3 protein-coding genes are annotated in these 4480 nt (G+C 37.7%); 1 reads left to right on the top strand and 2 read right to left on the bottom strand.

Annotated features, from left to right (window positions below; translation table 11 throughout):
- Positions 1-282: 282 nt before the first annotated feature.
- Entirely contained in the window at positions 283-762 is a 480-nt protein-coding gene (locus F6K54_RS40920) for an NC domain-containing protein (RefSeq protein WP_293090208.1), read from the bottom strand.
- Positions 763-1131: 369 nt separating this feature from the next.
- On the bottom strand, positions 1132-2397 hold the full coding sequence (locus tag F6K54_RS40915; RefSeq protein ID WP_293090206.1) for a valine--pyruvate transaminase: 1266 nt from the start codon (positions 2395-2397) through the stop codon (positions 1132-1134).
- Between the two features lie 389 nt (positions 2398-2786).
- Between F6K54_RS40915 and F6K54_RS40910 the strand changes: the two genes are divergently transcribed.
- Positions 2787-3623 carry a Tab2/Atab2 family RNA-binding protein gene (locus tag F6K54_RS40910; protein ID WP_293090204.1) on the top strand — a complete coding sequence of 279 codons (837 nt, stop codon included), beginning with the start codon at positions 2787-2789 and terminating at the stop codon, positions 3621-3623.
- The last annotated feature ends 857 nt before the right edge of the window (positions 3624-4480 follow it).

The raw sequence follows: 4480 nt of genomic DNA, 5'->3' as shown, positions 1-4480 counted from the left end.
AAAGTAGTATATAAATCCGTAGCTTTGCAGGTATTTATACTATACAAATCATCTCAATTACTTTTTTCGTCGATCAAATAATGAAGTAAAAAATTTACGCATAAATACTTGCTTGATCGTATACTCGATCGCGGCAGCTATGATTTTCTTCTCAAATTCTGTCTCCTGTCTCCTGTCTCCTGTCTCCTCCTTCTATACTACGTTTTGTGGTGCGGAATGTGGGTTTAAAGGAGAGGTTTTAAACCTTCATTATTCGGTAAGGAAATTAACTTACTCTCAAATCTAATTTTCCTTGGCATCTATTTTTTTCCAAAAATTATCACGCATTGCTTGCTCTGATTTTAACCGAGTAAGTTTTACTTTTTCTAGGTCTTCATTAAATTTACTAACTATTGCTTTTTCATACTGATAATTAACTATTTCTCGAGGTGTCAAAACAGGTTGTATAAGAGAAACCATTTTAGCTCCAATTGCAGTGTGAAGTTTTTCTTGAATTTGCCCCGAATAATGTTTTCCAGTAATCACATACCAAGGAAACATTTCACAATTATTAGTATGAATATTGTACTTGCCAAACTTGTGTAAATATTCACAAGCTCGCTGTTCTTGTTCAACTGTTAATTCTGCCCCTTTTCCTTGATATTCAATTCCTTGAGGACCCCATCCAATTGAATTTTCAAATGTTCCGTCAGATGAAATAAAATAATGTCTAGCAATTCCACCAGTGGATTCAATAGCAACACTATAAATTGAGGAACTCATAATATTTTTACTCCTTTTATTTATATGTATTTTTTGAAGTCTATACTATTACCGAATAATTGCAGAAGCTTTCAACTAAATCTTATCAACAATAGTCAGACTACTAGAAATAATCTCTCCAAATTGTTAATTATAACTTTGGTAATAGCTATATTAATTAAGGCTAGTAGATGTACTTTAAAAGTAAGCATTTAGCCGTCAGCCATCAGCTATCAGCTATTGCTTTTAGTTTAGGATAAAAGCAATATTTAATTGTCTTACTACAAAAGTTTGCTCCCTTGCTCTTAAAGTCTATATTAATTTAAACACTGTCCTATATGAGAGATTATTGTTGCTGATAGCTGACAGCTAATAGCTGAATGCTTACCTTTAAAAAATAGAAACCACCATCTTCGCTAAACGTTCCATTCCTTCTTGAATATCCTCATCAGAAGCCGTTAAACTAATCCGAATACACTCCTGTTTATGAGACCATTCTTCGTGCAAACCAGGGAAAAAAGAACTGCCAGGCACAACAATAACCCCCACCTGCTTCAACTTTTGATACAGTTCCCAATCAGTCATCGGTAAATCTTTCAACCATAACCAAGCAAAAATTGCTCCCTCAAAACGATGCAGAAACCAGGGCAAACTTTTTGGTAAAGCTTTTTCTAAAGTTGATTCTAAAATTGAAAACTTATTTTGGTAAAAAGGCCGAATCACTCCAGTAGAAACTTCTGCCAAGGCCCCAGAATTAATTGCATCAGTAGCGATCGCTTGCCCATAACGAGGAGAATGAATACACATATTAGTCTGGAAAGCCTGCAATACCTCAATTATTCGTTCATCCCCAATAGCAATGCCGATTCTTTCTCCAGGAAGTCCAGCTTTCGATAAACTCATACAATGACAGATATTGTCCCCAAATATTGGCTCCATCTCCACAAAATTTAATCCTGGATATGGAGGAGCATAAGCAGCATCCACAAATACTGGCACATCATAAACAGCAGCCCGATCTGCAATTTTCTTGACCTCCAAGGCACTAATCACATTACCAGTAGGATTACAGGGGCGTGAGAAAATGACACAGCCAGTATTTTCATCAATAACTAGCTGACTAAAGTCTGGACAATATTTGAAGCGATGAGATTCAGCATCTATTTCCAGAGTCGGTTTATAAGCAACTACCGCTTCTGGCACTAAACTCACTCCGCCATAACCTGTATAATCTGGACTCAGAGGTAGAACAATTTTTTTCAGAGTTTGGCTGCTAGTATATCCACCAAAAGCATTAGCAGCATAGAAATATATAGACTGAGAACCAGGAGTAATTAAAATATTGCGATCGCTTAAATTCAGGCCATAGCGACGGTTAAAATCATTAACAACTGCATCAATAAACGGTTGATAACCCTGAGATGAACCGTAACGCCCCACAACTTCCCCGTATTCTGGACTTGCCAATAATTTTGTAGTACAATCCCGCCACAATTTTTCTACTTCTGGTAAAACTAGGGGATTTCCTGAACTGAAGTTGAGAAACTCCTGTCCCTGGCCTGCTCGTAGGGTAGCAATAATATCTGCCATAATTGCCCGCACACCTGTGAGGCGGGACATAGTTGTACCAAATTCACTCAGGGCCGGATTAACCATAGCATCTAATCCAATATAAATAGATTGATAATTTTTTTATTGTACCCAAGATTCAATAATTTAGAATTTAGAATTTAGAATTTAGAATTACCTCTTCCTTAATGAATTAAAGAGGATTGATTAAAAGGATAGGTAATTATTAATTAGGGTTTGCTGATTAAATATCAAAGTCTTTAAGTGAGTATTTTGGCGTATAGTTGGGCAGAGTTGGCAAAGGATAATTTTTCATCCTACCTCCTCTACAACTCCCTCTAACTCTTGAGTTTTAACTACTCCCTACTCCCTACTCCCTGCCGAGCGCAAAAAGACTTTTTCAGCAAGTCCTAATTAATTATTAATTATTAATTATTAATTATTAATTGTTAAACTCCTTCTTTCTCCAAAAATAAATGAACAATAGAACTATTTGGCAAACAGATTTTTATCGTCGTCCACTCCAGGATAAACAAGGCCAACAATTATGGGAATTATTAATTTGTACTCCCACTCGTAGCTTAGAATTTACTGCTATTTGTCCCCAGTCAGAAGTTAATGCCAATTGGCTAGTGGAGCAACTAAGAAAAGCGGATCAAAGCCAGGATTTACCAGGTACAATTCAAGTATTTCGACCTCAATCTTTGGGTTTAATTGAAACCGCAGCTCAAATATTGGGGGTAAAAGTGGAAGCGACTAGACATACTACTGCTTTAAAACAATGGTTACTAGAGAGGGTGCAACAATATCAGGGAATGGAAACATATACTGGAGAATTTTACGATCCCTTAAAATTAGATTCTCCTCCACCCGTACCGTTAGCTGAAAATCTTTGGGGCGATCGCTGGAGATTTGCTACATTACCTGCGGGTAATATTAAGGATATTATTGAGCGCCCAATTCCTATTTTGGCAGTACCTGAATTTCTTTTACCCTTAAATTTAGGACTGTCTTCAACACTTCCTATACCAGGGGTTGTTATAGATGGAGGTCGTCAGTCGATGAAATTAGCTCAATGGTTAGAAGCAGCGCAACCATACTTTTTAAAGTATGTTTCTGGCGATCCCAATGGGCTAATTTTAGAAGCGGGGTTAGTAGATCGGTGGGTAGTTGCTACTTTTTCAGATCGAGAAGTGTCATTAGCAGCTCAAGTTTATGAAGAGAGAAAACAACATAGTCAGGGGTTACATTTTCTGTTAGTACAACCAGATGATTCTGGGATGACTTATAGTGGATTTTGGCTTTTACAGTAAAAAAAAATGGCGTTGCTGAATTAGTGTATCAGGACTTACGCAAATTGACTTTTAAACCACCATTTGTAGGTAGAGTCTATTTAGGGTTTGCTGAATAAGTATGAGCGGTAGGGGTAGAATCCAGCAATCCTGCAATCGGTGAAGTCAGGAGGAATGGGAATTATAGAAGAAGTAGTCAGAAGAATCGTAAAAGTGATTTTCTACCCCTCGAAATGCCGAAAATCTTAGATTTTTGAACCATTACCACCTAAAAGCGGGTACTTTATTAGTACCTGAAAAGGGTAAAACCAAAACCAGTCAAGACTTTGATATTTAATCAGCAAGCCCTATTTATTGTCACTAGAGAAAAATTGATGGGGAGATAGGGAGATGGGGAGATGGGGAGATGGAGATATTTGTATATTTGCACAATTACAGCATATTTCGGGCAAATGAGGTACAAGCTTGAATGGTAAAATCATTGTAGTGCGGGCATCTTGCCCGCGACAGGTGTACCTCATAACAACGGAAACCGCTGTAAATGTATTTTTAACTTAATATTCTCTGACGACAATGAATTAGCCCTGCCATTTGTAGGGGTGAATGGTACTTGCCCTCGCTCGCTATAGCAATGTGCGCTGGTATATTTACACATTATTTAGGGTTTGCTGAAAAAGTCTTTTTGCGCTTGGCAGGGAGTAGGGACCCACCCCTAACCCCTCCCAGGAGGGGAGTAGGGAGTAGTGAAGAGTCAAGAGGAATCAGGAGTTGTAGAGGACCTATTCGGAAAAACTATCCCAATAGTGATTCTGCCTCTATCTTACCCCAATACTCACTTTTTGAGCAATGGACGGCAAAAACCTGGTACTTTTTCACTA

The organism is Okeania sp. SIO3B5, assembly GCF_010692555.1.
Lineage (GTDB): Bacteria > Cyanobacteriota > Cyanobacteriia > Cyanobacteriales > Microcoleaceae > Okeania.
Note: the sequence above shows the minus strand (reverse complement) of the source record. Positions and strands in the feature narration are given on the sequence as shown.

Bases quoted from the DNA above. Each gene is read 5' to 3' on its own strand.
- F6K54_RS40920 (WP_293090208.1), bottom strand. From the start codon at position 762: ATGAGTTCCTCAATTTATAGTGTTGCTATTGAATCCACTGGTGGAATT.
- F6K54_RS40915 (WP_293090206.1), bottom strand. From the start codon at position 2,397: ATGGTTAATCCGGCCCTGAGTGAATTTGGTACAACTATGTCCCGCCTC.
- F6K54_RS40910 (WP_293090204.1), top strand. From the start codon at position 2,787: ATGAACAATAGAACTATTTGGCAAACAGATTTTTATCGTCGTCCACTC.